The 22703-nt window shown below is 63.3% G+C and carries 19 protein-coding genes and 1 other RNA gene; 9 read left to right on the plus strand and 11 right to left on the minus strand.

All coding sequences use genetic code 11. The features are described from left to right. Positions 1 to 193 precede the first annotated feature (193 nt). The 7 genes from ilvC to serB form a co-directional block, all read right to left on the minus strand. Entirely contained in the window at positions 194 to 1213 is a 1020-nt protein-coding gene (gene ilvC, locus J8I29_RS07975) for a ketol-acid reductoisomerase (protein WP_209431226.1), read from the minus strand. A gap of 149 nt (positions 1214 to 1362) precedes the next feature. Beyond that, entirely contained in the window at positions 1363 to 1899 is a 537-nt protein-coding gene (gene ilvN, locus J8I29_RS07980; protein ID WP_209431227.1) for an acetolactate synthase small subunit, read from the minus strand. A gap of 117 nt (positions 1900 to 2016) precedes the next feature. Continuing rightward, entirely contained in the window at positions 2017 to 3780 is a 1764-nt protein-coding gene (locus tag J8I29_RS07985; RefSeq protein ID WP_209431228.1) for an acetolactate synthase 3 large subunit, read from the minus strand. Between the two features lie 278 nt (positions 3781 to 4058). Beyond that, a complete protein-coding gene (locus tag J8I29_RS07990; RefSeq protein WP_209431229.1) occupies positions 4059 to 4568 on the minus strand; it encodes a dihydrofolate reductase in 510 nt (169 codons plus the stop codon). Positions 4569 to 4598: 30 nt separating this feature from the next. Next, positions 4599 to 5552, minus strand: coding sequence for a thymidylate synthase (locus tag J8I29_RS07995; protein ID WP_209431230.1), 954 nt, complete (start codon positions 5550 to 5552; stop codon positions 4599 to 4601). Positions 5553 to 5692: 140 nt separating this feature from the next. Next, positions 5693 to 6238, minus strand: coding sequence for a DUF4256 domain-containing protein (locus J8I29_RS08000; RefSeq protein WP_209431231.1), 546 nt, complete (start codon positions 6236 to 6238; stop codon positions 5693 to 5695). A gap of 54 nt (positions 6239 to 6292) precedes the next feature. After that, complete coding sequence (gene serB / locus J8I29_RS08005) at positions 6293 to 7183, minus strand: phosphoserine phosphatase SerB (RefSeq protein ID WP_209431232.1); 891 nt, start codon at positions 7181 to 7183, stop codon at positions 6293 to 6295. A 17-nt stretch (positions 7184 to 7200) separates the two neighbouring features. Between serB and miaA the strand changes: the two genes are divergently transcribed. The 5 genes from miaA to J8I29_RS08030 all read left to right on the plus strand — a co-directional run bounded on the left by miaA (position 7201) and on the right by J8I29_RS08030 (position 12504). Beyond that, positions 7201 to 8133, plus strand: coding sequence for a tRNA (adenosine(37)-N6)-dimethylallyltransferase MiaA (gene miaA, locus J8I29_RS08010; RefSeq protein WP_209431233.1), 933 nt, complete (start codon positions 7201 to 7203; stop codon positions 8131 to 8133). A 270-nt stretch (positions 8134 to 8403) separates the two neighbouring features. Beyond that, positions 8404 to 9534, plus strand: coding sequence for an FtsH protease activity modulator HflK (gene hflK, locus J8I29_RS08015; protein ID WP_105862560.1), 1131 nt, complete (start codon positions 8404 to 8406; stop codon positions 9532 to 9534). Beyond that, positions 9531 to 10451 (plus strand): protease modulator HflC, encoded by a 921-nt coding sequence (locus J8I29_RS08020; RefSeq protein WP_105862060.1) that lies wholly within the window; start codon positions 9531 to 9533, stop codon positions 10449 to 10451. The genes hflK and J8I29_RS08020 overlap by 4 nt, the downstream gene beginning before the upstream one ends. Before the next feature lie 155 nt (positions 10452 to 10606). Beyond that, positions 10607 to 10810 (plus strand): DUF2065 domain-containing protein, encoded by a 204-nt coding sequence (locus J8I29_RS08025; RefSeq protein ID WP_105862061.1) that lies wholly within the window; start codon positions 10607 to 10609, stop codon positions 10808 to 10810. A 188-nt stretch (positions 10811 to 10998) separates the two neighbouring features. Next, positions 10999 to 12504, plus strand: coding sequence for a Do family serine endopeptidase (locus tag J8I29_RS08030; RefSeq protein WP_105862062.1), 1506 nt, complete (start codon positions 10999 to 11001; stop codon positions 12502 to 12504). 217 nt (positions 12505 to 12721) lie between these two features. Here the strand turns inward: J8I29_RS08030 and J8I29_RS08035 are convergent, their stop codons facing one another. Both J8I29_RS08035 and ssrA read right to left on the minus strand, forming a co-directional pair. Further along, positions 12722 to 13336 (minus strand): ClpXP protease specificity-enhancing factor SspB, encoded by a 615-nt coding sequence (locus tag J8I29_RS08035; protein WP_209431234.1) that lies wholly within the window; start codon positions 13334 to 13336, stop codon positions 12722 to 12724. 101 nt (positions 13337 to 13437) lie between these two features. Then, positions 13438 to 13788: a transfer-messenger RNA gene (gene ssrA / locus J8I29_RS08040) on the minus strand. A gap of 197 nt (positions 13789 to 13985) precedes the next feature. Here ssrA and fumC point away from each other — a divergent pair. The 3 genes from fumC to J8I29_RS08055 all read left to right on the plus strand — a co-directional run bounded on the left by fumC (position 13986) and on the right by J8I29_RS08055 (position 15917). Further along, positions 13986 to 15392, plus strand: coding sequence for a class II fumarate hydratase (gene fumC, locus J8I29_RS08045; RefSeq protein WP_209431235.1), 1407 nt, complete (start codon positions 13986 to 13988; stop codon positions 15390 to 15392). A gap of 111 nt (positions 15393 to 15503) precedes the next feature. Beyond that, on the plus strand, positions 15504 to 15692 hold the full coding sequence (locus tag J8I29_RS08050) for a DUF4169 family protein (RefSeq protein WP_105862561.1): 189 nt from the start codon (positions 15504 to 15506) through the stop codon (positions 15690 to 15692). A gap of 9 nt (positions 15693 to 15701) precedes the next feature. Further along, positions 15702 to 15917 (plus strand): ribbon-helix-helix domain-containing protein, encoded by a 216-nt coding sequence (locus tag J8I29_RS08055; RefSeq protein WP_068282176.1) that lies wholly within the window; start codon positions 15702 to 15704, stop codon positions 15915 to 15917. Between the two features lie 307 nt (positions 15918 to 16224). On the opposite strand, the gene J8I29_RS08060 is transcribed toward J8I29_RS08055, so the two are convergent. Then, the gene (locus J8I29_RS08060) at positions 16225 to 19890 is read right to left on the minus strand and encodes an AsmA family protein (RefSeq protein WP_209431236.1); all 3666 of its coding nucleotides are present in this window, start codon (positions 19888 to 19890) and stop codon (positions 16225 to 16227) included. Between the two features lie 730 nt (positions 19891 to 20620). Between J8I29_RS08060 and J8I29_RS08065 the strand changes: the two genes are divergently transcribed. After that, complete coding sequence (locus tag J8I29_RS08065) at positions 20621 to 20782, plus strand: hypothetical protein (RefSeq protein ID WP_156771335.1); 162 nt, start codon at positions 20621 to 20623, stop codon at positions 20780 to 20782. 321 nt (positions 20783 to 21103) lie between these two features. Here J8I29_RS08065 and J8I29_RS08070 read toward each other — a convergent pair whose 3' ends face one another. Beyond that, positions 21104 to 22516: an FAD-linked oxidase C-terminal domain-containing protein gene (locus J8I29_RS08070; protein WP_209431237.1), complete on the minus strand. Its 1413-nt coding sequence runs from the start codon at positions 22514 to 22516 to the stop codon at positions 21104 to 21106. Positions 22517 to 22703 lie beyond the last annotated feature (187 nt).

The raw sequence follows: 22703 nt of genomic DNA on the forward strand, positions 1-22703 counted from the left end.
GGTTTGGTATGACATTTGACAGTGTGATGACGAGGCTGTCCAGTATGCCCAGTCATCCCGGACAAGGCACGGCACGCAGTGCCGCGCCGCAGATCCGGGGCCGCGCGAGGAGAAAGGCGCCTCACGCGGCTTGCGGTCCCCCATCTGCACCGCAACGCTTCGCGTTGCAGTGCGTGCGGGATGACCGTTTTTCTTAGTTGCGGGCCTTGTCGACCAGCTTGCCCTTGCTGATCCAGGGCATCATGCCGCGCAGCTTCTCGCCGACCACCTCGATCTGGTGGGCATCGTTCATGCGGCGGATACCCTTGAAGCGCGAAGCGCCGGAACGGTATTCCTGCATCCACTCGGAAGTGAACTTGCCGGTCTGGATGTCCTTGAGGACGCGCTTCATCTCCGCCTTGGTCTTGTCGGTGATGATACGCGGGCCGGTGACATACTCGCCCCACTCGGCCGTGTTGGAAATCGAGTAGTTCATGTTGGCGATACCGCCCTCATAGATGAGGTCGACGATCAGCTTCACTTCATGCAAGCACTCGAAATAGGCCATTTCGGGAGCGTAGCCGGCTTCCACCAGGGTCTCGAAGCCGGCGCGGATCAGCTCGACCAGTCCGCCGCAGAGCACGGCCTGCTCGCCGAACAGGTCGGTCTCGCATTCTTCCTTGAAGTTGGTCTCGATCACGCCCGAGCGGCCGCCGCCGACGCCGCAGGCATAGGAGAGCGCGATGTCGTGCGCATTGCCGGAGGCATCGTGATGGATGGCGATCAGGCAGGGCACGCCGCCGCCCTTCTCATATTCGCCGCGCACGGTGTGACCCGGGCCCTTGGGGGCGATCATAATGACGTCGACGGTCTTTTTCGGCTCGATCAGGCCGAAATGCACGTTGAGGCCGTGGGCGAAGGCGATCGCGGCGCCGTCCTTGATGTGGGGAGCGATCTCGTCGCGATAGATGTCGGCCTGCAGTTCGTCGGGGGTCGCCATCATCAGGAGGTCGCCCCACTTGGCGGCATCCGGCACGGTCATGACCTTGAGGCCATCGGCTTCCACCTTCTTGGCGGTGGTCGAGCCAGGGCGCAGCGCGATCGCGATCTCCTTGACGCCCGAATCCTTGAGGTTCATCGCATGGGCACGGCCCTGCGAGCCGTAGCCGACGATCACCACCTTCTTGGTCTTGATCAGGTTCAGATCGGCGTCGCGATCATAGTAAACGCGCATGGTCCCTTGTCCTTCAGACAGTTCATGATGGGGAAATGATGCGGGCGAATAGCCCGACATCGGGTTTGAAGCAATGTTTGTGATGAGAAAAAGCGCGACGGGCTTCATTTCTTGCGCCCATCGAGCCGTTGGCGCATGGAAAGAAGGGGCTAGAGCGCCTCAGGACCGCGGGCGATCGCGGCAATGCCGGTACGCGAGACCTCGACCAGACCGATCGGGCGCATCAGTTCGATGAACTGGTCGAGCTTCTCACCCTTGCCGGTCAATTCGAACACGAAGCTCTCGACGGTGGCGTCGATCACCCGCGCCCGGAAGGCATCCGCGATGCGCAGCGCCTCGCTGCGTGCCTCGCCCTTGCCGCGCACCTTGATCAGCATGAGTTCCCGTTCCAGCGCCTTGCCGGTCAAGGTGAGGTCGACGACCTTGTGGACGGGAACGAGGCGGTCGAGCTGCGCCTTGATCTGCTCGATCACGCTGGCGGTGCCGGTGGTGACCACGGTGATGCGCGAGACATGCTCGGCATGCTGGGTCTCGGACACGGTCAGGCTTTCGATGTTGTAGCCGCGGCCCGAGAACAGGCCGACGACGCGGGCAAGCACGCCCGGCTCGTTGTCGACCTCCACCACGAGGGTGTGGGTCACGATCGTCTCGGCCGTCGAGGCCATGAAATAGGCGGATCCGGTCATTTGATATTCCTGGAGCTCGGACATCTCAGCGACATGCTTGCATGTCGCGATGTCCGCATCGTCGAAGCGGTGAGCAAGAAAGGGGGAGCGGACGAGACGCCCGCGCGCCCGGGGACTTCACACCAGTTGCTTGCCCTTGGCGTCGATCACGCTGCCGATGTCGACGGCCGCGTCGCCCAGGATCATCTCGTTATGCGCCTTGCCCGAGGGGATCATCGGGAAGCAGTTCTCGGACTTGTCGACATGGCAGTCGAAAATGACCGGATGCGGCGTATCGATCATTTCCTTGATCGCCGCATCGAGGTCACCCGGCTTGCTGCACCGGATGCCGACAGCGCCATAGGCTTCCGCCAGCTTGACGAAATCGGGCAAGGCCGCCGAATAGCTTTCCGAATAGCGTCCGCCATGCAGGAGTTCCTGCCACTGGCGCACCATGCCCATATATTCGTTGTTGAGGATGAAGATCTTCACCGGCAGGCGATACTGCACCGCCGTCGACATCTCCTGCAGCATCATCTGGATCGAGGCTTCGCCGGCAATGTCGATCACCAGCGCGTCGGGATGCGCCAGTTGCACGCCGATCGCCGCCGGGAAGCCATAGCCCATGGTGCCCAGGCCCCCCGAGGTCATCCAGCGGTTGGGATCCTGGAAGTGGAAATGCTGGGCCGCCCACATCTGGTGCTGCCCCACCTCGGTGGTGACATAGACGTCGCGGTCCTTGGTGAGCTGGTAGAGGCGCTCGATCGCATATTGAGGCTTGATCGTCTCGTCGGAGGCCCGATAGGCGAGCGACTTGCGGGCTCGCCATCCGGCGATCTCGTCCCACCAGCTCTTGAGGGCCGACTTGTCGATTTCCGGCTTGGCCTCGCGCCAGGCCGCCAGCATCTGCTCCAGCACATGGGCGCTGTCGCCGACGATGCCGATATCGACCTTGACGTTCTTGTTGATCGAGGAGGGATCGATATCCACGTGGATCTTGCGGCTATGCGGCGAGAACGCATCGATACGCCCAGTGATGCGGTCGTCGAAGCGGGCACCGATATTGATCAGCACGTCGCAATCATGCATCGCCAGGTTGGCCTCGTAGGTGCCGTGCATGCCCAGCATGCCGAGCCATTGCGGATCCGCCGCCGGGAAGGCACCCAGGCCCATCAGGGTCGAGGTCACGGGATAGCCGGTGAGCTTGGCGAACTCGCGCAGCAGCGCCGTGGCCCGCGGGCCGGCATTGACCACGCCGCCACCAGTGTAGAACACCGGCTTCCTGGCGCCGGCGATCAGGGCCACCGCTGCCTTGATCTTGTCCTGGTCGCCCTCCAGGCGCGGGCGATAGGTCTTGTGGATGTTGTCGGTCGGCTTGAAATACTCGCCCACCTTGAACTGCACGTCCTTGGGGATGTCGATCAGCACCGGGCCGGGACGGCCGGATGCGGCGATCAGGAAGGCCTCTTGCAGGATACGCGGCAAGTCCTCGATGCGCTTCACCAGGTAATTATGCTTGGTGCAATGACGCGTGATGCCGATCGTATCAGCCTCCTGGAAGGCATCCGAGCCGATCAGATGGGTCGGCACCTGGCCGGTGATGCACACCAGCGGGATCGAGTCCATCAAAGCGTCGGTCAGGCCGGTCACGGCATTGGTGGCGCCGGGACCGGATGTCACCAGCACGCAGCCCACCTTGCCGGTGGAACGCGCATAGCCTTCGGCCGCATGGACGGCGGCCTGCTCGTGCCGGACGAGGATGTGACGAAGCTGCTCCTGCTGGAAGATTGCGTCATAAATCGGCAGGACCGCACCGCCGGGATAGCCGAACAGGGTGTCCACACCCTGGTCGATCATGGCTTGCACCACCATTTCCGCGCCGGTCATTTGCTTCGTCGACATCGCCTTTTTCCTTGGCTTTTTCGAGCTTCGAATATCGTTCGCTTGTGTTTCGGGCAATAAAAAAGGCCCTCGAGGGGCCCATGTGCGTCATCGTAGGAGATTCGGGCTAACCCCGCTCCACCGACAACGCCAAACCTACGATAAGGATGTTGCGCAAGATCGCGCTCCCATTTTTCGAAAGTTACCGGGTTGTAAGGGTTGAAAAACAGGCGGTCAAGCGCTGATTTGCGGAAAATGATGAAATCCGCGGCCAGTCTGAAGATCGGCACACCGAAATCTCATACCCGTTCCCAGGCCACCACCTCGAAACTGGCGTCATCCCCCTCCCCCCGGGGGTGGGGGGTACGCGACACCTCACGCCATTCTCCGGCCGGCAAAGCGGGGAAGACGGCGTCGCCCTCGGCTTCCAGGTCGAGTTCCGTGAGCAGCAGGCGGCTCGCCCGCGGCAGGGCCTGGGCATAGATGGCGGCCCCGCCCGCAATGACGACCTCGTCGGCCTTCATCTCGGTGGCGACGGCCTGCCCGCGCTCGAGAGCGGCCTCCAGGCTGGTGGCCACCTCCACGCCCTCGGCGTGAAATGCGGGGTCGCGTGTCACCACGATGGTGCGCCGCCCCGGCAAGGGACGCCCGATCGACTGGTAGGTCTTGCGTCCCATGATCAGGGGCTTGCCCATGGTGGCGGCCCTGAATTGCTTGAGATCCGAGCGCATATGCCACGGCAGCCCATTGTCGACACCGATGACGCGGTTGCGGGCCATCGCGGCAACCATGATGACGGGAACAGGCATAACTACTCCTGGGAACGCCGACCTCACGGGCTAAACTGCGATCGGTGCGGAGATCGCCGGATGGGCCTGGTAGCCTTCCACGATGAAATCCTCGAACTTGTAGTCGAGAATCGAGGCAGGCTTGCGGGCAAAGCGCAGCTTGGGCCAGGGCAGCGGCGTGCGGCTCAACTGCTCGGCGACGAGATCGCCATGGTTCTGGTAGACGTGGACGTCGCCGCCGAACCAGACGAACTCGCCGGGCTCGAGGTCGCATTGCTGGGCCAGCATGCGGATCAGCAGCGAGGCCGTCACCAGATTATAGGGCACACCCAGGCCTACATCGCAGGAACGCTGATGCAACAGGCCGGACAGCCGGCCCTCGGCGACGAAATATTGATAGGTGGTATGGCAGGGAGGCAGCGCCATGCCGTCGAGTTCGGCCACGTTCCAGCCGGTGAAGATCAGGCGCCGCGAGGTCGGGTTGTGTCTGATGTCATGCACCAGCCGAGCGATCTGGTCGATTCCCTGGGGGTCCCGGCGATAGAGCTTCTCCTCGCCTTCGGCATCCGTTGGCACGAAAAGCGGCCAATGGCGCCATTGCGCCCCATAGACAGGTCCGAGATCGCCCCACTGCTCGGCGAAGGCCTCGTCGGCCACGATCCGAGCCTCGAAATCCTCCTGGCTGATCTGCTCACCGGTTGCCTTGCGATATTTGGCGAGCGGCCAATCAGTCCAGATCGTTACCTTGTTCTGGAGCAGCGGCCTGATATTGGTGCCGCCTTCCAGGAACCACAGCAGCTCGCGCACGATCGTCTTCCAGGACACCCGCTTGGTGGTGAGCAGCGGCAGCGTGCCGTCGGAAAGATCGATACGCAGGCTCTGCCCGAACAGCGCGCGCGTGCCGACGCCGGTGCGGTCGACCCGCGGCGTGCCCTCGCGCCAGACGCGGTCGAGGAGGTCGAGATAGCCCTGTTCGGGATGCGGCTTATGGGTGCGGTCGAGCATGGCCTGATCTTAGCCGCGGCATGCGATTCCGCGACTCCCAAAAAAAGATTGTGCACCAGTCTTTGAAAGTCTAACGCGGATTTCCTGCCAAACCGTGACGGAGATGCCGCTCCGGCCTCGGTATTCGGCCACTCACCAGATCACACCTTCAAACGTCCTCGAAATCCCCGAACGGCATAATAGGAGGATGCGCCGTTGTGGTAGGTAAAGACATGGTCGTAGCGGCGATCACAAAACAGGGCACCACCCCTTTTTCTGATTTCGGCCGGTGTCTTCACCCAGCTCGAGGTTTTCAGGTCGAATTCGCCGAGTTCCTGCAGCGCACGATATTGTTCTTCCGTCAAAAGCTCGATGCCGATGGCGGCGGCGGCATCGACCGCGCTGCCCTCCGGCTTGTGCTCCTTGCGCTCATCGAGGGCCTGCCGGTCATAGCAGAGGCTCCGGCGGCCCTTGGGCGTTTCCGCCGAGCAGTCGCAGAAGATAATTTCACTCGTCGCTGCATCCTGGCCGATCACGTCCGGTTCGCCGCCCGTCCGTTCCATTTCGCCAAGGGCACGCAATTTTTCCGGGTTTGCTTCCAGGCGCGCCTGTACCTTGGCCCATTCGAAGCCCTTGTGGCGCTTCATATTGGCTTCGAAGCGAGCCTTCAGCACTTCCAACAAGCCCTGGCTGGCGTCCTTGCTCATCATGGCGGTCCTGCTTCCCCTCGATAGGTATGGCCTCGTCCTGGCGCCGGATATCTAACGCACGAAATCCTGGCTGCGATATCCCTGCGCATAGAGCAGCGCGGTCAGATCGCCGTGCTCCACGCGCATCCGCGCCGCGGCGGCGACAGCCGGCTTGGCGCGGTAGGCGACGCCGAGGCCCGCTTCGCCCAGCATGGCCAGATCATTGGCGCCATCGCCCACCGCCATGGTGTCGGAAGCCGCCAGCCCCCTCGCCTGCCTCAGACGTTCGAGATTGGCTCGCTTGGCCTCCTTGCCGAGAATCGGCTCGGCGACCTCGCCGGTGAGATAGCCATCCTTGACCACCAGGAGATTGGAATGATGCTCGTCGAAGCCGACCATCGCGCCGATCTTGGCGGTAAACAAGGTGAAGCCACCGGAAACCAGCGCCGTATAGGCCCCGTTCGCCCTGATGGTGCGCACCAGTTCGGGTCCGCCGGAGGTCAGTGTCAGGCGTTCCCGGATGACCTCGTCGGCGATGCTCTCCGGCAGTCCCTTCAGCAGGGCCACGCGCTCGCGCAGAGCGGGTTCGAAGGCGATCTCGCCACGCATGGCACGCTCGGTAATTTCGGCCACCATCGCCTTGGCGCCGACGAAATCGGCCAGTTCGTCGATGCATTCCTGGCCGATCATGGTGGAGTCCATGTCGGCGAGGAAAAGATGCTTGCGTCGTCCCGCCGCTTCCTGCACCACCAGATCGACGGCGATCCCCGCCAGGGCCTCGCGCAGGCGAGCCTCGATCTCGACGATCGGCGCGTCGGCGGCGCAGGCGATGTCGACAGCCACGTCGGCGGCCAGCACCGTAGGGGTACCGGGCGAGGCCAGCGCCTCGGCCGCGCGCGACAGGGCGTCGCCGTCGACGGCGGGGTGGTCCGGATGGGAGATCAGCGTGGCAACGAGGGACATGAGGACGGATATCCGGAGTGACGACCATTCGATATGACGCCGTGCTTCTCGCAGGTCCGACGGCGAGCGGCAAGTCGGCTCTGGCCCTGGCGCTCGCCGAGCGCTTCGCCGGCAGCGTCATCAATGCCGATTCCATGCAGGTCTATCGCGACCTTCATATACTCAGCGCCCGCCCCGACGCCGGTGAGACGGCGCGTGCGCCCCATTTGCTCTATGGCCATGTCGATGGCGCCATCAACTATTCGGTGGGGCGCTGGCGCGAGGACGCAGCCGCCGCGCTGGACGGCGTCCGGAGGCAGGAGCGCCTGCCCATCGTGATCGGCGGCACCGGTCTCTATTTCAAGGCGCTGGAGCGGGGGCTGGCCGAGATGCCGGCCGTTCCCGACCACATCCGCGACGCCGTACGCGGCAAGGCCGAAGGCCTGGAAACCGAGGCCCTGCATGCCTGGCTGAACCAGAAGGATCCGGCCATGGCGAATCGCCTGCGGCCCAGCGATCGCCAGCGCCTGATCCGCGCCCTCGAAATTTTCGAGGCAACCGGCCGCTCACTGTCAGAATGGCAGAGCGAGCCGCACACGCCGCCCCTGCTCGATGCCGGCAAATGCCTGCGCCTCTTTCTCAGCCCGGAGCGTACCGAACTCTACGCCAGGATCGATCGCCGCTTCGACCTGATGGTCGGGCATGGTGCGATCGAAGAGGTTCGCGCGCTCGCCCAGCGCGGGCTCGATCCGGCCCTGCCCGTGATGCGCGCCCATGGCGTGCCGGGGCTCTGTCGCTATCTTGCCGGCGAGATCAGCCTCGATGAAGCCATTGCCGGTGCCAAGGCCGACACGCGCCATTACGCCAAGCGGCAATTCACCTGGTTCCGTCACCAGATGCCGGGCTGGCGCTTCGTCGAGCCCGCTCAGGCACTTGCGATTGCTTCTGACGCGCTGATGAACGAAATTTAACACGTGCCGCCGCAATCTTCGCCCGCCCCAGCCCGGCACCGGGTTTACATAGGAATTTCAAGGGGCTGCATATGAGCTTCCGCAGCCTGGCCATGTGAAAACGGCTTCGTTGGAACACCGCTCCGGTGATTTAGAGGCTTGTTTTCAAACATGGTTTCGGATTGATCGGGGGGGTTGCATTCCTATATGCAGCTTCTCTCCAGCTTATTCCGTTCTCTGGAATGGGCTTTCGTCCTGCTTTGGGCAGACGAACAATCAAAGGACCAAGACATGCCTTGGAGTAACCAGAGCGGCGGTGGTGGCCCCTGGGGTAGCGGTGGCGGCAACAGCGGGGGCGGGCGTCCGGGGGGCGGCGGCCCCTGGGGTGGTGGTCCATCCGGCGGTTCGCAGCCCCCCGATCTCGAAGACTGGCTTCGCCGCAGCAAGGACGGCCTCAAAAATCTCCAGGGTGGCGGTGGCTTCACGCCGCGCAACATCGCCATCGGCGCGGTGGCGCTGATCGGCCTTTGGCTCCTCACCGGCTTCTATCGCGTGCAGCCCAACGAGGTCGGCCTCAATCTCGTCTTCGGCAAATATGTTTCGTTGAGCCCGCCGGGCCTGCGCTACAACGTGCCCTATCCGATCGGCACGGTCGAAAAGCCTACCGTGACCAATGTCGAGACGATCAATATCGGCACGCGCGGCGACAGCGACAGCGCCAATGAAATGCTGACCGGCGACGAGAACCTCGTCAATATCGGCTTCACCGTGCAGTGGCAGATCAACCCGGCTGCCCCGCAGGATTACGCCTTCAACCTGTCCAACCCCCGCGGCACGATCCGCGCCGTGGCGGAGAGCGCCATGCGCGAAGCCATCGGCCAGCGCAACATCACACCGATCCTGACTGGCGATCGCCAGGCGATCGAGCAGCAGGTGCAGAGCGAGATGCAGCGGGCCCTCGACAGCTACAGGGCCGGCGTACTGGTTCGCCTGGTGCAGTTGCAGAATGTCGATCCGCCGCCCCAGGTGATCGATGCCTTCCGTGACGTCCAGGCCGCACGCGCCGACCAGGAAAACACCATCAACCAGGCGCAGGTCTATGCCAACAAGGTGATCCCGGAAGCAGGCGGTGAAGCCGCCCGTATCACCCAGGCTGCCGAAGCCTATCGTGCGCGCACTGTCGCCGAAGCCACCGGTGAGGCATCACGCTTCAACGAAGTCTACAGTGCCTATCAGAAGGCTCCTGTGGTCACCCGCGAACGCATGTATCTGGAAGCCATGACCTCCATCCTCACCGATACGAACAAGGTGATCTTGGACAGCAAGACGCAAGGCCAGGGTGTGGTGCCCTATCTGCCGCTCGACCGCCTGCTCAATCGGCCGACCGGCACGGCACAACCCCAGCAGGGAGCGCCGCAATGAGATCTCCGCTTGGAACCATTGCCCTGATCGCGACCGGCGTCGTCCTGGTCCTGGTCTATCTGTCGGCCTATACGGTGACGCCGCGCGACTACGCCCTGCCCCTGCGCTTCGGCGAGCCGCAGCCGGCCAAGACCCAGCCCGGTCTTTACTGGAAGTGGCCCTTCATCGAGAACGTCGAGTACATCAACAAGCAGGTACTCGACCTCGACAGCCTGCCGCAGGAAGTCATCGCCAGCGATCAGAAGCGCCTGAAGGTCGATGCCTTCGCCCGCTATCGCGTCTCGGACCCTCTGCGCTTCTTCCAGACTTCGCGTTCGGAGAAGGGGGCGGAGCTGCAGCTTTCCTCGATCCTGTCCTCGGCGGTCCGCCGGGTTCTCGGCCAGTCGACCTTCGCCGCCGTCGTGCGTGACCAGCGTACCGCGCTGATGGAGAAGATCCGTGCCGAAGTGAATCGTGAAGCTGCCGGCCTCGGCATCGAGGTGGTCGACGTGCGCATCCGCGGCGCCGACCTGCCGCAGGCCAACTCCGAAGCCGTCTACAAGCGCATGCAGTCGCAGCGCCAGACGGAGGCGCAGCAGATTCGCTCGCAGGGCACGCAGCAGGCGCAGGTCATCCGCTCCGACGCCGACCGTCAGGTCGCCAAGATCCTCGGCGAGGCGCGCGGCAAGGCGGCGGAGACGACCGGCCAGGCCGACTCGGCCCGTATCAAGATCCTGGCCGACGCCTACAACAAGGATCCGGAATTCTTCCAGTTCTACCTGTCGATGCGGAACTATGTCGACGCGATGAAGCCTGACAACACGCAGGTCTTCATCAGCCCGGACTGGGATTACTTCCGTTATCTGCGTTCGCCGGCGGCCCCTACGGGAACACCGGCGTCTCCGGCCCCGGCTCCTCAGGCGCCTCCGGCGCAATAGGCTTGACGCCGGCTCCATATAAAGCTCCATTGCGCCGGCCGCTTCGTTGCGGCCGGCGTTTTCATAGGACCGCCGCGAGCCTTCACCGGCCGGCTTTGCCCAGGATCGCAAACCGTCGGAGGGTTCGGGGGCGGTTCACATAATGTGTGGGGCGGATGGATAGTTTCTCTTTCGGTGATTTCATCACGGCGCTCGGACTGGCCTTTGCGATCGAAGGGTTGTTCTTCCTGGCCTTTCCCGATCCGGTACGGCGCATGATGGTCTCGGTCGCCAACTCTCCCAACGCGCAGCTCCGCCTCGCCGGTTTCATTTCCGCCATCATAGGTATCATCATCATCTGGGCCGTCAGAGGCATGTGAACGTGCCGGCTTGGTAGCGGGACACCATGGCGCCCGAAGCACGGCCCATCCTGTTGCAGACGAAACTGACAAGCCCCAACGTTGTGCGAACTTGCGAGTACGTCACGCTCGCGCCGCATTCCGCGCTTGAAATTCAACCCGACCGCGCCCCACATCAACACCGATGCGGGTGACCATCCGAGGACTTGATGCCGATTCAACTCAACACCCTGATGCGCCGCAGCGGCGCCGTTGCCATCGCCGCACTCATTGCCGCCAGCCCGGCTACCTTGGTGGCGCCGCCGGCCATGGCCGCGGCAGGACCGCCCTCCGTTGCCGACCTCTCGGCCGAGTTGATCGATGCCGTGGTCAACATCTCGACGTCGCAGACGGTGGCCTCCGGCAACAATGACGAGGAAGGCGAGGACGAGCCGCGGGCACCGATGCCCAAGCTGCCGCCGGGATCGCCTTTCGAGGAGTTCTTCAACCAGTTCTTCAACAACAAGGACGGCAGGGGCCCTCAGCGTCCGAGAAAGACCGAGGCGCTCGGCTCGGGCTTCGTCATCGACCCCAGCGGTATCATCGTCACCAACAACCACGTCATCGACGATGCCGACGACATCGAGGTCAATTTCAACGACGGCTCCAAGCTCAAAGCCAAGCTGCTCGGACGCGACAAGAAGGTCGATGTCGCCGTGCTCAAGGTCGACCCGCCCAAGCCGCTGAAGGCGGTGAAGTTCGCCGATAGCGACAAGGTCCGCGTAGGCGACTGGGCCATGGCGATCGGCAATCCCTTCGGCCTGTCGAGCACGGTGACGCTGGGCATCATCTCGGCCCGCAACCGCGATATCAATTCAGGCCCTTACGACAATTACCTGCAGACGGACGCTGCCATCAACAAGGGTAACTCCGGCGGGCCGCTCTTCGACATGGATGGCGGGGTCATCGGCATCAACACCGCCATCATTTCGCCGACGGGCGGCTCGATCGGCCTCGGCTTCTCCATGCCGTCGGCGACGGTGCAGCCGGTGATCGAGCAGCTTCGGCTCTATGGCGAGACGCGGCGCGGCTGGCTGGGCGTGCGCATCCAGGCCGTGAGCGACGACATTGCCGAAAGCCTCGGCATGCAGAAGGCCCAGGGCGCGTTGATCGCCGGCGTCGACGACAAGGGACCGGCCAAGCCGGCCGGCATCGAGCCAGGTGACGTGATCCTGAAATTCGACGGCCACGACATCAAGGAAATGCGGGACCTGCCCCGTCTCGTCGCCGACACGCCGGTGGACAAGAAGGTCGAGGTGGTGATCCTGCGCAAGGGCCAGACCCTGACCAAGACCGTGACCGTCGCCCGCCTCGACGAGAGCGATACGGCCATCAAGGCGTCCACCCGCGGCACCGAAACGCCCGAAAAGCCGAAGATCACCAAGGCCCTCGGCCTCGAAATGTCCGGCATCACCAAGGAGCTGCGCGACAAATACAAGCTTGCCAACGACGCCAAGGGCGTGGTGGTGACCAAGGTGGAGAATGGCTCTTCGGCCGAGGACAAGCAGGTCAGGGTCGGCGACGTCATCCTGCAGGTCGGTCAGCAGGCCGTCTCCAACCCCGAGGATGTGAGCAAGCGCATCGAGGAGTTGAAGAAATCCGGCACCAAGCAGGCTCTGCTGCTGCTGTCGAATGCCCAGGGCGAACTGCGCTTCGTGGCACTGGCGCTGAACTGAGCCGATTCACCTCGGCGAAAGTAAAAGGGTCCTCCGCTCGGAAGGACCCTTTTGTCATTCGAAGGCCGGCTGGGCGCCAAGGCCATTGAGCCGCCGCGCCTCGCCCGCTTTCAATACAGAACTTGGGGCAACACGAAAGTGGGCTGGGCCGCAGTCCCAGCCGACAGCAAGCCTGGGGCGATGCGGAGCTAAAGTGCAGCCGCCCTCGCCGCGCCGCCTACTTTTTCTTGCGGAAATGATCGAGGCTGATGATCTTCTCGCTTTCGGCGGGGCGTTCGTCCTCGCCGCCCGCATCTGCCGTCGCCGGCTCCTCCGCGGGAGGGCTGGCCTTCTTGCGGGAAGGCTTGGCCGCAGCTTCTTTGGTTCCCGTCTCCTTGGCCGGCGCACCCTTGCTCGCCTCGCCCTCGTCACCGCGCGGAACCGCGCGGATCGCAGCCGGTGCCGGTGCGGGTGCAACTTCCTCTTCCGCCTCGCCCTCGTCGACCTCGAACTTAACGCCGAAATCCACCGACGGATCGAAGAAGGCCGTCATGGCGGCGAAAGGCACGACCAGCCGCTCGGGAGCGTTGCCGAAAGACAGCCCCACCTCGAAGCCGTAGTCACTGACGGTCAAGTCCCAGAACTGGTGCTGGAGGACGATGGTGATCTCCTCCGGAAACTTTTCCGCCAGGCGGGCCGGAATGCTGACACCGGGGAACTGGGTCTTGAAGGAGATGAAGAAATGATGGTCGCCCGGCAGTCCGACGCGCGCAGCATCGGCCAATACGCGGCGAACCATGCCGCGCAGCGCATCCTGAGTGAGAAGATCATAACGGATATGGTCAATACTCATCGCGCAATTTCTTACCAGGCCAGCTTTATTACGTCAGCCCGCTGGCACATGCACACCCTGCAGACCGCATCTTCGGATGGCCTGCAGGCAGACCGGAATGAAGTGGAGGCTTCTGTTGCCAGGTGCCTCCGGACCCCGCCTGCCGGTGCTACCCGTCAGGACTTGATTTCGGTCTAGTTACCGCTTACGCGGCAACCGCAACCGGAGCATAGTTGTCGTTGGCAACTATTGAAACGGCCCGATATCGGCGGAACCATGCCGAGCGAAAGCACACCCTTTACACCCTCGTCGATCCTGTTTCGCCCCCGCCGCAGCCCGCCCTGACGGGCTCTGGTGGAGGCGCCGGGTACTGCCCCCGGGTCCGATAGGTTTATTACGATGACCATTTATCGCCATAGCCGGCGCGAGCCGGCAAAGTGAATATAGGCTGCCTGTTCGGCAGAAAAAAGAGGCGATTGCGGTTTGACGGAGCTTTCCTCAGGCTTGGCATGCCTTATTTGAAGGAGAAGGGCATCTCGCCCTGCCGTTGCCGTCCATGTCCAGTGCGTCACTGCGGCCATGGACGGCCAATCGAAATGCCGAGTACGCACCGCCATGCGCGCCCCGAATCGAGGGCCTGATCGCATGAGGCCAGTCGCAGGAGACCATCATGACCGAAGCTGCCCCCACCCGCCAGGAGAGCGACTCCTTCGGGCCGATCGACGTTCCCGCCGCGCATTACTGGGGCGCCCAGACCCAGCGTTCGCTCGAGAATTTCCGCATCGGTGCCGAAAAGATGCCGCGCCCCCTGATCCATGCCCTCGGGCTGATCAAACTGGCGGCGGCTCGCGCCAACCGCGACCTCGGTGTGCTTGATTCCGCTCTGGCCGAGGCCATCGAGCGGGCCGCCCGCGAGGTGGCCGACGGCAAGCTGGACGATGAATTTCCCCTGGTCGTCTGGCAGACGGGCTCCGGCACGCAGACCAACATGAACGCCAATGAGGTGATCTCGAACCGCGCCATCGAAATGCTCGGCGGCACCATGGGCTCCAAGAAGCCCGTGCATCCGAATGACCACGTCAATCGCGGCCAGTCTTCCAACGACACCTTTCCCACCGCCATGCATGTGGCCGCCGCCCGAGAGATCCATGACCGCCTGCTGCCGGCACTGCGTCATCTTGCCTCCGCCCTTGAGCAGAAGGCCGAGGCCTTCAAGGACATCATCAAGATCGGGCGGACCCATCTGCAGGACGCGACCCCGCTCTCGCTCGGCCAGGAATTCTCGGGCTATGCCACGCAATTGCAGCACGGCATCCGGCGGGTCGAGGCAGGCCTGGCGGAGTTGATGCCCCTGGCACAGGGAGGTACCGCAGTCGGTACCGGCCTCAACACCCGCGAGGGCTTCGCCGAGCGGATCGCGGAAGAGCTTGCCGCCCTGACCGGCCTGCCCTTCGTTACCGCTCCCAACAAGTTCGAGGCCCTCGCCACGCATGACGCCCTGGTCTCGGCCCATGGCGCCCTGAATACCGTTGCGGTCAGCCTGTTCAAGATCGCCAGCGACATCCGCCTGCTCGGCTCGGGCCCCAGGGCCGGCCTCGGCGAATTGATTCTGCCCGAAAACGAGCCGGGCTCCTCCATTATGCCGGGCAAGGTCAACCCCACTCAATGCGAGGCGATGACCATGGTCTGCACCCGGGTGTTCGGCAATCAGAGCACCGTCACCTTTGCGGGCAGCCAGGGACATCTGGAACTGAACGTATTCAAGCCGGTGATTGCCGACGCCGTGCTGCAATCGATCCGGTTGCTTGCCGACGCGGCCAACAGCTTTACCGATCACTGCGTCAGCGGGATCGAAGCCGACACCTCCCGAATCAGCGATCTCGTGGCGCGTTCCCTGATGCTGGTGACCGCGCTAACGCCTGTCATCGGTTACGACAAGGCAGCTTATATTGCCAAAGCGGCGCACCGTAACGGTACCACTCTACTTCAGGAAATATTAGCCGCAAAAATAATGGACGAAAGAGCTTTTGAAAGTGCGATGAGCCTTGCACGGATGATAGCGCCCGATAAAGAATGACGGGACGTTGTTTTCTAATCAACGTATATGTCTTACAAGATGCGCCTCAATCGAGCTTCAAGTCGATATTGAAGTTGTTCACTTGAGAGAATGTTCCTTTCCGGTAAGCTGATGGCTGAGATCGTGAATTTGAGGAGAGTACGCAAGGCTCGGGCCAAGGCCGAAGCCGAGCAAGAAGCTGCTCGGAAACGCTCGATCCATGGCCTCTCGCGCATCGATAGAAAAAGGCTGCAGGCGGACAAGCAGGAGGCCGAAAGGCACCTCGACAGACACCGCCTGGAGCCCAATAATGTAGAGTGATGGGCTGTCATGAAAAGCAAAGTCGTTAAACGTTCGATCGTCATTGCCGGCCACAAGACGAGCGTGTCCCTTGAGGATGCCTTTTGGGAAACGTTGAAGGAACTGGCCGCCAAGCGCGATCTCACGCTTTCGGACGTCGTTGCCGAAATCGATGCTACGCGCGCCCAGGGAAATCTGTCTTCCGCAATTCGGCTCTTCGTCCTGGAAAATGTTCGCCGAGGATGAGGAGCGACTTGATTTAATACGCCCTGCGATCGTTTCCGCCCGATTGCGCGGGAAGCATGGATATTCGCCGGGTTCGACTTAACCCCTGCCCGATGCTTATCATCGCGGTGTAAGGGGCGGTCCTTACGGCAGGGGCGTCTTTCCTTTCAAACAAGAGAACAAGGGCCTTTTCGGGGCTCCGCCGTCATCGTGGCCGGATCAGCCGTCTTATTCGTACTCGGCAGCTATCGGTGTTATCGTACCTCTGATGATGTTGGAGTGTCCGTTGCAACCCGGCCTGCTGGGAAGGCGGGCCTTCAGCCTCGTCTCAGGGACCCACGGGCGGTGACACGACGGGTGGCTGCGGCAGAGCCGGCCCGGCATTTGGCAGAAGCGGGGCCGGTACCACGGTGGTATGCCCGGGCGTCAGCGGCGAGGCCGGCAGATTTTCCAGCGAAGGCAGTTTCACCGGCGGCACGCCGGGAAGGCCGGACGACGGCGCGAGCGGCATTCCCGTCCCGCCAGGTGCCGGCGTGACCGGCCCCAATTGCAGGGGCGGCAGGGCCTTTCGGCGGGCCTCCTCGATTGCCTTCTGCATCTTCAGGGCTTCCGCGCGTCGCGCGTCCTCCTGCGCCTTCTCCTCGATCCGCCGCTGCGCCTCCAATGCTTCGAGTTTGCGGGCCTGCTGCTCGACGCCGCGAATGCTGAGCCAAGCGACGAGGCTCGAAACGTCGACCTGCTTTCGCAAGGCATCGAGGGTGCCGCGCAATTGCACCGGGATGGTTGGAGCCGGGCCGCCGAAGCCATCGGCGGGATTGGCGGGTGAAAGGGCGATATCGGCCTTCATCGTCAGATCCGAGAGATCCAGCAGGCCGGACAGGCTGACGCTGCCCTGGGCCGAAGTCGCCCTCGTCGAAGAGAGACGGAGGACGCCCCCCGCGAGCGTGAGATTGCCGGTGATCGTTCCTGTCTTCAGCGGGGCTTCGTCCAGACTGCGTTCGAAGGTCTCCCGAACGTGGCCGGCATCGCCGGAGAGCCCGCCATCCACCGCCGCCACCGTTTGACCGAAAGCATTTTCGGAGAGTCCAGCCAGCGATGCCTGGGCGATCTCGACAGTTCCCCCACCGGTCAGTGAGGACATCACGGCGTCGGGCGAACGGCCATTGCCTTGAAATTCGACGCCCATGGCCAGCTCACCAGAGAGCTGCCGCCCCTGCAGTGCGACCTTGCGCAGCGAGAAACGCCCGCTCGCGGCGGTATCGAGGGCTGCGTGGGAAAGCTGGAGGGCGCCGGTGACGTCGCCGCCGGCGAGTTTTGCTGCAAAATCGTCTACGGCAACCTTGCCATTGCCGAAATTCACCACCGCGCGCGCATCATCGAGGTCGGGCAGGCGCCGCGACAGACGCAACGTCTTGGCCGAAACCGAGAGCCGGCCGGCCAGGGCATCGAAGGTTCCCGCGCCAAAGGCCTCGTCGGAAAAAGCATTGCCATTGGCGTTGCCGGCGCTCAGATCCGCTCCCGAGAACAGCGAACCGAGCAATTGCCCGTCTGCCTCGAGAAAATTCAGCCGCCCGTCGAGGCGTGCCGGCGTGCCGGCATTGAGGGTGAGAGCGCCGCTGACCGGCATGCCGAGCACCGTTCCCGTCAGATCGTCGAAGACGTAGCGCCCTGCCCTGGCCCGAAAGCCGGTGTCGAGCGTGGCGCTCTGGGAGGGGACCACACCCGGAAGCGGCAGGTTCACCAGCTGGGCCGGCACCAGCGCATCGTCGGTGCTGGCGGTCAGGCGTCCGTCAAAGGCCGGTGCCTCGAAAGAGCCGGTCATCTTGCCGGTGCCGGAAAGCTGTAGCCCAGCTCCTTCGAAACTGGCGTTCCAGCGCATCGCGCCATTGAGCGGCCCCGACAGGGCCATCTCCAGCGAGGCGCGCCCCGGCACGGAACCCACCGTATAGTCGAGCCCAGCCTGGCGCATCAGCGTGGCAACGTCGAGACTGTCCGCCTTCACCCGGATATCGGCACTCTCTCCCGCCCCCTTGCCCGCGAATTGCGTATCGAGTTGCAGGACGCTGCCGCCGAATTTGCCGTCGACCGAATAACGCCGGGCCGCCCCGAAGGCGATGGAAAGGCTGGCATTGGCCGGTGAAAGCGCGGCCGCGCGGGCCGCGAAGGCATTGACCCAGAAAGCCGGCAGCGTGCTGCGCTTGAGTGTGGTCGCCAGGCCCGACAGGTCCTTGCCGTTCAGGACGATGCGGATCTCGCCCTGCGGCTCGGCGCCGATATTGTCGATGCGGCCATTGGCGGTGAGATTGGCGCCGCCGAGATCGCTGACGACCACGTCTTCCAATGCGATCAGCTTGCCGCCGGCCTTGATATGTCCGCTGACCGATTTGGCCTCGATTCCGGAGAGAGCCAAGGCCTCGGCCTTCAGGCGGATATCGGCTTCGCTGAACAGGTCGCTGCTGCCGGGTAGAAGAGCGGCCACAGAGGGCAGCACGTCGAGATCGATGCGTTGGGCGGCGAGATTGGCTTCCACCCGGCCGGCGGAACGGCCATGCGCCAGACGGTTCCAGGCCAGCCGGCCCTTGACCGCGGCATCGTCGATGGCAAGCGTCAGCTGCGAAAAATCCACCTTGTCGGCGTCGGCGTCGAGGGCCGCCTTCAGGGATAGTTTGCGCGCGGCATCCGGCCGCCCCAGCACGGGCTGACCCTGCAGCCAGCCGATCAGGCCGGTGGCCCGATCCGATTTGAGGTCGAGATTGCCCCTGAAGCCGCCATCTTCGTCATTGACGTCGCCAGCCAGCAAGAGATGGCTGCTACCCGGCAGGTCCGCCTCGAGCCGATCGACCTGCAACTTCCCCTCGGTCACCCGGATGCTCGCCCGGGCCTTCTGGGTCAACTCGCCGCCCAGCATGAGGCCATCGGCGGCAAGATCGATCTGCGCGTTGGTGGCAGCTCCGGCGAGCGCCGGCATCGCCTTGGCGAGCCTGGCCAGCACGGCGGCCGGCGGCTGGCGTTTGTCGGGGCCGATACCGACGAAACGATCGAGTTCGAGCTGCTTGCCGGTCAAATTCGCTTCCAGGACCGGGGTGGCGCCGAAAGCCAGGTTGACGCTGCCGGCAAGCTTGAGGGCGCGCTCGTCCGGCCCAAGCTGGATCGCCACCTTGTCGGAGACCACGCCGGCCGGCGTTGCCGTCACCGGCCCCGACAAGCTCCAGGCCAGTTGCTCGCCGCTCGCCGGATCATCGGCGGCCCCCTCTCCTCCCGCCCGCGCCAAGAAAGTCGGACGCAACAGCGTTGCCATGCCGACAAAGGTCGGCTTGCCGCCCTGAAGCTTGACCTGGCCATCGAGATCAAGCGTTACCGGCTTGTCCGCCGGCACGGCCGTGATACGCAGATTGAGGCTGCCCTTTTCGGCAACACCCGTGGCGATTTTCACCGTATGGGGCACGCCGGCGATCTTGATCCCGCCCTCGGCCTTGTAGGGACCGAGCACCGAGCCGGATTCACCGACCAGATTGATGCCTGTGAGGCTGATGTCCTGGCCGTCGACCTTGTTGACATAGTGAAGCGAGCCGCCGCTGACCTCGAAGCTCTCGACCGCCGCCCCGAGCGACACCGGATATTTCGAGAGAGGCGCAATGGTTCCCTCATCGTCGGCCGTCACGGACAAGGCGGGATTGCGCACCACGACATTGGAAAGATCGACATCGCCCCGCAGCAGGCCGCCCAGGCTGACATCACCATCGATGCGGGCAACGTTCAGCTTGGTGGTGCCATAGGGGTCGCCGATGCTGACGTCCGAGAGAGACAGCCAGGGCTGGGGCAGGAGGCGCGCCTCGATCGGACCCCGAATGATCACGGGCGTGCCGAAATGCTGCGTGAGGCGATTTCCGATGTCCTCGCGCCAGGCATTCCAGTCGACGTAGAGGGGCGCGGTGAACACGGCCGCGAACGCCACGATCAACAAAAAACCAATAACGGTGAGCGCCTCGCGCACGCCGCACGTCCTTTCCTACGCTTTTTGCGATCGGCCCTATCGTCGAGCATCGCAAAAATGCTTCCAAACAAGTGTTCGAGCAAATGTGTTCTCTCAGAACACGCCTTGCTCCCGAGCCGGAAACCCATCTCGTCCTAGCCGTCGGTCAGGTAATTCCGGTTTCGAGGCCCCTCCCCCACCAATCTCCGACCATACGCGAAAACCAAGGCGAGACGAAACCGGGAACGGGGAGAAACTATGGTCCCAGGTCACCGCGCGAGGCAGCAAACGGGCGGTCGCCGAGGCCGGATTCATGCCTACAAAATCTGAATATGAGCGGATTCGCGGGCAATTGTCTTACGAACGACTCGGCGTGTTCACATTTTCACCATTTCTTTAGATTTCATTAAGACCCGTACGAAATGTGTGATATGACATCCTCCGCCGGGATAAATGCGAAAGCATGAGCCGGCTGTGCTGTGCCTGGATGCTCCCCATACAAAAGAATGAGCAGCAGGCAAAAAGAGGGCGGTCGAATTCCTGGCCGTTCGTCACAACAGCGTCGCGTCAATAGAGGAACGGTATCTCTCGCTTTCAGTGAGGTGGGTACACAATGTTACGCTTGATCAGCTCCGTCGGAGTCGTATTGGCGTTAGGTGTCTTCGGCGCAGGCTTCTATACGGTTGGGACGAGTACGGGGCAGTCTCCGTTGGCCCGTAGCGAACCGACGAGCCGTGTAGCAGCCGCGAACATGCTGGTATTTCTTTCGGTGGACAAGCAAACACAGCAGGCAGGCTATCTCGACGGCCGGCCCGTCCCTTCCGGTTTGACGATGCCGATCATCGTCCGTGTCAAACCCAAGGACGCTACTGAAGGAAAGGCCGCTGGTCAGCCGGTGGTGGTGACGCCATAGGAGAGGATGGGTTTCACGGCTAAAGCGCTTTGCGATTGGACGGGATTGCCAAGAATTGCAAAGACGTGCCGAAACAGGAGACCAGAGCAGGAAAGCGTTCAACCATGAACGCACTTTGCTCAGGGAGGGACCCGGGCCGGAACCGTCTTCGAGCAACAGAGCTTGGCCTGATCGCAGGCAAGGCTCGACAGGCACCCAAGCGGGTGCCCAAGATGAATGAAAACGACAGGCGGATGTTTCCGGAAGAAGCATCCGCCTGTTGCTTTTTGCAGCGGCTACCGGAGCCCACGGCTCGAAGGGGCATCCGGCTTCGTCATGCGCTCAATCCGGAAAGATCTTGCCTGGATTCATGATGCCGGCCGGGTCCAAGGCCCGCTTGATCGCCTGCATCGCCGCCAGAGCTGGAGCACCATGTTCGGCTTTGAGATATTTGCGCTTGCCCTGCCCGACGCCATGTTCGCCGGTACAGGTGCCTTCCATGGCAAGCGCCCGCTCCACCAGCCGTTCAAGGAAGCCCTCGCAGGCGGCGATCTCCCTGGGATCGCTCATGTCGATCATCGGCTGCACGTGGAAATTACCATCGCCGACATGGCCGACGATCGGGGCGATCAGGCCGGTGGCATCGATGTCCAGGCGGGTCTGCGCCACGCATTCGGCCAACCGCGACAGCGGCACGCAGACATCGGTGGCGACGATCTCGGCGCCTTGCCACATGGACTTGACCGCCCAATAGGCATTGTGACGCGCGGCCCAGAGCTTGGTTCGTTCCTCCGGCTTGGTGGCCCAGGTGAAGGGTCCGCCTCCGAACTCCGCCGCAATTTCCCCGAAGCGCTCGGCCTGCTCAGCCACGCCGGCGTCGCTGCCGTGGAACTCCAGGAACAGCATCGGCGTCTCGGGCAGGCCGAGGCCGGAATAGGCATTGGCCGCCTTCACCATCAAGGTATCGAGCAGTTCGATGCGCGCCACGGCAAGGCCGGACTGGATGGTGGCGATCACCGCATCGCAGGCGGCCTTCTCGCTGCCGAAGGGGCAGACGCCCGCGCTGATGGCCTCGGGTATGCCGTGCAGGCGCAGGGTCACTTCGGTGATGAGGCCGAGCGTTCCCTCCGAACCGACGAGCAGGCGCGTGAGGTCATAGCCGGCCGAGCTCTTCTTGGCGCGGCTTGCCGTCGAGATGATCTCGCCGTTGGCCAGCACCGCGCGCAGCGAAAGAACATTGTCTTTCATGGTGCCGTAGCGCACGGCGTTGGTGCCCGAAGCGCGCGTCGCCGCCATGCCGCCCAGCGAAGCGTCGGCGCCGGGATCGATGGGAAAGAACAGCCCCTGGTCGCGCAGATAGTCGTTGAGCTGCTTGCGCGTCACCCCCGGCTGCACCACGGCATCGAGGTCCTCGGCATGCACGGCGACGATGGCGTTCATGCGGCTGGTGTCGACGGAGATGCCGCCTTCCGGCGCATTGACATGTCCCTCCAAGCCCGTGCCGGTGCCATAGGGAATGATGGGCACGCCATGACGGGCACACAGCCGCACGATATCGGCCACTTCGCCTTCATTCTCCGGAAAGACCACGGCATCCGGCGCCTGGGCAGGCAGCCAGGTCAGCGTGCTCGCATGCTGGTCGCGCAGGGCCTTGCCCGCCGAAAAGCGCGGACCGAATTGGCTGGCGAGGGCATCGCAGACGGCAGCGAGGTCTTCGGGCTGGTAGCGCCGGGAATTTGCGCCGGAATTGACCATAATATGCTACTTTTTCTTGAGGTATGAGCCATTTGGCATACACTGACTGGGAAGGCCTGCGCCAGAGGGTAGCGCGATCGTGATCGATCGCGCCCCGTATTCGGCGCGGACCGACCTGAAACGAAGCTGAATATCCGAGCCTGCCCAACAGGTTCGGATATTCAGTTTGAAGTGGGTGAGAGGAAAC

The sequence above is a fragment of the Labrys sp. LIt4 genome (assembly GCF_017813775.1).
In the GTDB taxonomy this organism is placed as follows: domain Bacteria; phylum Pseudomonadota; class Alphaproteobacteria; order Rhizobiales; family Labraceae; genus Labrys; species Labrys okinawensis_A.

Coding starts and splice junctions, on each gene's coding strand:
- ilvC (WP_209431226.1), bottom strand. CDS start 1,213: ATGCGCGTTTACTATGATCGCGACGCCGATCTGAACCTGATCAAGACC.
- ilvN (WP_209431227.1), bottom strand. CDS start 1,899: ATGACCGGATCCGCCTATTTCATGGCCTCGACGGCCGAGACGATCGTG.
- J8I29_RS07985 (WP_209431228.1), bottom strand. CDS start 3,780: ATGTCGACGAAGCAAATGACCGGCGCGGAAATGGTGGTGCAAGCCATG.
- J8I29_RS07990 (WP_209431229.1), bottom strand. CDS start 4,568: ATGCCTGTTCCCGTCATCATGGTTGCCGCGATGGCCCGCAACCGCGTC.
- J8I29_RS07995 (WP_209431230.1), bottom strand. CDS start 5,552: ATGCTCGACCGCACCCATAAGCCGCATCCCGAACAGGGCTATCTCGAC.
- J8I29_RS08000 (WP_209431231.1), bottom strand. CDS start 6,238: ATGAGCAAGGACGCCAGCCAGGGCTTGTTGGAAGTGCTGAAGGCTCGC.
- serB (WP_209431232.1), bottom strand. CDS start 7,183: ATGTCCCTCGTTGCCACGCTGATCTCCCATCCGGACCACCCCGCCGTC.
- hflK (WP_105862560.1), top strand. CDS start 8,404: ATGCCTTGGAGTAACCAGAGCGGCGGTGGTGGCCCCTGGGGTAGCGGT.
- J8I29_RS08020 (WP_105862060.1), top strand. CDS start 9,531: ATGAGATCTCCGCTTGGAACCATTGCCCTGATCGCGACCGGCGTCGTC.
- J8I29_RS08025 (WP_105862061.1), top strand. CDS start 10,607: ATGGATAGTTTCTCTTTCGGTGATTTCATCACGGCGCTCGGACTGGCC.
- J8I29_RS08030 (WP_105862062.1), top strand. CDS start 10,999: ATGCCGATTCAACTCAACACCCTGATGCGCCGCAGCGGCGCCGTTGCC.
- J8I29_RS08035 (WP_209431234.1), bottom strand. CDS start 13,336: ATGAGTATTGACCATATCCGTTATGATCTTCTCACTCAGGATGCGCTG.
- fumC (WP_209431235.1), top strand. CDS start 13,986: ATGACCGAAGCTGCCCCCACCCGCCAGGAGAGCGACTCCTTCGGGCCG.
- J8I29_RS08050 (WP_105862561.1), top strand. CDS start 15,504: ATGGCTGAGATCGTGAATTTGAGGAGAGTACGCAAGGCTCGGGCCAAG.
- J8I29_RS08055 (WP_068282176.1), top strand. CDS start 15,702: ATGAAAAGCAAAGTCGTTAAACGTTCGATCGTCATTGCCGGCCACAAG.
- J8I29_RS08065 (WP_156771335.1), top strand. CDS start 20,621: ATGCTGGTATTTCTTTCGGTGGACAAGCAAACACAGCAGGCAGGCTAT.
- J8I29_RS08070 (WP_209431237.1), bottom strand. CDS start 22,516: ATGGTCAATTCCGGCGCAAATTCCCGGCGCTACCAGCCCGAAGACCTC.